Annotated in this window: 4 protein-coding genes; 2 read left to right on the forward strand and 2 right to left on the reverse strand. The window is 65.3% G+C overall.

Features of this window, described 5'->3' with window-relative positions; all coding sequences use genetic code 11:
* Positions 1-192: 192 nt before the first annotated feature.
* Positions 193-402, reverse strand: coding sequence for a cold-shock protein (locus tag ACR9ZJ_RS19155; protein ID WP_371024729.1), 210 nt, complete (start codon positions 400-402; stop codon positions 193-195).
* A gap of 340 nt (positions 403-742) precedes the next feature.
* On the opposite strand from ACR9ZJ_RS19155, the gene ACR9ZJ_RS19160 reads away from it, so the two are divergent.
* Positions 743-1,210 (forward strand): hypothetical protein, encoded by a 468-nt coding sequence (locus ACR9ZJ_RS19160; protein ID WP_481280926.1) that lies wholly within the window; start codon positions 743-745, stop codon positions 1,208-1,210.
* Here ACR9ZJ_RS19160 and ACR9ZJ_RS19165 read toward each other — a convergent pair whose 3' ends face one another.
* On the reverse strand, positions 1,211-2,479 hold the full coding sequence (locus ACR9ZJ_RS19165) for a winged helix-turn-helix domain-containing protein (protein ID WP_481288665.1): 1,269 nt from the start codon (positions 2,477-2,479) through the stop codon (positions 1,211-1,213).
* A gap of 118 nt (positions 2,480-2,597) precedes the next feature.
* On the opposite strand from ACR9ZJ_RS19165, the gene ACR9ZJ_RS19170 reads away from it, so the two are divergent.
* The coding region (locus tag ACR9ZJ_RS19170) for a hypothetical protein (RefSeq protein WP_481288666.1) at positions 2,598-2,778 on the forward strand (181 nt) is incomplete at its 3' end.

The raw sequence follows: 2,778 nt of genomic DNA on the forward strand, positions 1-2,778 counted from the left end.
CCTTTCCCGAGCGACGGTGCAACCGGAGCGACGAGGGTGGCGGCCGACGGCTCTGCCCCGCACACCCCCAACCGCGAGGGCAAAGCCGAGCCTGAGAGCTGAAGTGCAAAGCGCCGCCGCTCTTCCGCGAAAAACAAAAAAAGCCGGGCGTCGCCGCCCGGCTTTTCGCAAAACTTGGGTTGCCCCGGCCGATTAAGCGGCCTGGACTTCCTCAGCCTGCAGGCCCTTCTGGCCATTCACGACCTTGAAGGAGACCTTCTGGCCTTCGGCAAGGGACTTGAAGCCGTTGCCCTGGATAGCGCGGAAGTGGACGAACACGTCCGGGCCAGCTTCACGGGAAATGAAGCCAAAACCCTTTGCATCGTTGAACCACTTAACGGTGCCGATCTCACGATCCGACATAGAAACACTCCAATACGATTTACGAATGAAACCAGCGACTTGTTTTAAGTCGCCGCATTACTGGTGTGCAAGGAAACGCGAGGAGCGAAGCGATGTTGCGGATACGTGATCAGCTGCATCGGGTCAACATAACTCTATGACCCCGGCAAACACAGTCCGGAGACTATACTCGTACCTGAAGGAAATAGCGATGACCCCGAATTGCCCCCGGCGGCGCCATCGCTGACGCGGATTTCACCCCGGTTGGGGACATCCTTGCCCAGCGTCGCACTAGCGGTGCGACTTTGGCTACCATCCGTCCACGCTCGCCAAGGGGGACCGACGACCCATGAACCGCTCCATGATCCGCATTGCCCCATTCCTGATCGGCGCCCTCGCGCTGGCCGCCTGCTCGGACCAGAAAACCAAGCCGGAGCCCACCACCAGCCGCACCGTGACTTCGACCACCACCACGGCGAGTGGCGGTACCAGGGCCGCCACCTCCACGACGTCGACGAACACCGCTCCCAAGAGTGGCGGCGCCCGTACGAGTGGCAAGCAGGCTCCCCTGCCCGACAACACCGGCATCGCATCCTGCGACGAATACCTGGCCAGCTACAAGAGCTGCCATCTGGCCGCCGGCATCTACGCCCGCGACCAGATAGAAAACCGCTACGAACTCATGCGGACCAGCCTGCTGCGGCAGTCGCAGGATGCCGACATGCGCGATCAACTGGCGAACCGCTGCACATCGCTGGCCAACCAGCTCAAGGAAGCGCTGCACGGCAAGTCGTGCACGGACGTGCCTGCCCCCGCTTCCACCCGCTGATCAGCCGGACAAGGCTTTGCCGATGAGCGAAGCCAGCCCCCGGGGCTGGCTTCGCTCCACCACCACCCGAGGCGTGCCGTGCCAGGCGGCGCATTCACCGATCGCCGAGGCCAGCCCCTCCACGAGCGCCGGGGACAGGGCCACGCCTGGCTCCAGCCAGATGCCCAGAACCTGGAACAAGCCACCCTGGCGATGGGCTTTCGCATCCAGGCGCCCGACCAGCCGGCCGCGATGCAGGATGGGGAGCACGTAATAGCCGTATTTGCGCTTGGCTGCGGGCGTATAACACTCGATCGTGTATTCGAAACCGAACAGGTCCATCGCCCGGGCGCGATCCCAGACGACGGGATCGAACGGGGACAACAACGTGGTCCGCGTCGCCCTCAGGCTTCCCCGTGCCGCCTCGTCGAGCAGGGACGCGTGCGCGCGGTGCACGTAGGCCGGCTCGTCCCAGCCGTCGACCGCTACCCGTACCAGTGAGCCATCGGCAAGCATCGGCACCAGTTCCTCGTCCGTCACGCGCGGACGCAGACGGAAGTAATCCGCTACCCAGCGCGCCTTCGCGATGCCGAGCGCGCGCACGCTTTCGGCGATGAAATATCGGCGCACGACCGCCTCGTCCAGGGTGCCAGGAGGTGGAGGCTCGGGCCAACGGGAGGTCACCCGCTCGGCGAGATCGTAGACCCGCTGGAAACGCTCCCGGCGCGTCACCATGAGCCGGCCCAGTGCGAACCATGCCTCGAGCCAGCGTTTCTCCGGTTTCCAGCCCCACCAGCCCTTGCTCGCCGGAACATCACGTTCGAAATCCGCGGCACGCAGGGGACCCTCGCGGCGAATCCGCTCCAGTAGCGCATCCATGTCGGTGCGCGCCTCGGCATGGCTGCGTTCGGCGTGCTTGTGCGCCCAATGGCCCGCGCGCCCCGAGCGGTAGTCGCGGTGGTAGCGGAATTGGCCGGACGGCACGAAACACGCTTCGTGGGCCCAGCATTCGGCGATGAGGCCCTCGGCCAGGGTTTCGTCGAGCCATTCGTTGCGGTAGCCACCGAGGCGCGAGAACAGGACCATGTAGGGGCTGCGTGCGACGACGTTGATCGTATCGATCTGAAGCAATCCCATCCGCGCGATGGTCGTCGTGATGTCGGCTTTGCGTGCCTTGCGGGTACTCCGCTTCAGCAAGCCTTGCGCGGCGAGGTGCAGGAGTTGGGCGGACCGGGATGAAAGGTGGAGCACGTCGCCCGTGGAGGCGCCGTCGGATAGGCGTGACGACACGGTGGAGGCCTTATCGCAATTGGGCCGCCATTAAATCGCCCCTTGCTAGCGTGGGCAACGATAGCCGTGCGCTGACGCGTCCCGGTATGTCCACCACGCTGACGAAAGGAGGCTTTCGATGAAGAAGCAAGTTCGCGCCGTCGCCTTCGGCGCATCGCTGCTGCTGGCAGGCGCGGCATTCGCCCAGGATGCCCCACCATCGGGACGGGTGCCGCCTCCGCCGCCGGGCGAAGCCACGCCTCCGCCACCCCCACCGCCGGGGGCCGTACCCCCCGCGCCACCGGCCGACAACATGCCAC

It is taken from the genome of Luteibacter sp. KNZ12-1A (assembly GCF_056755675.1).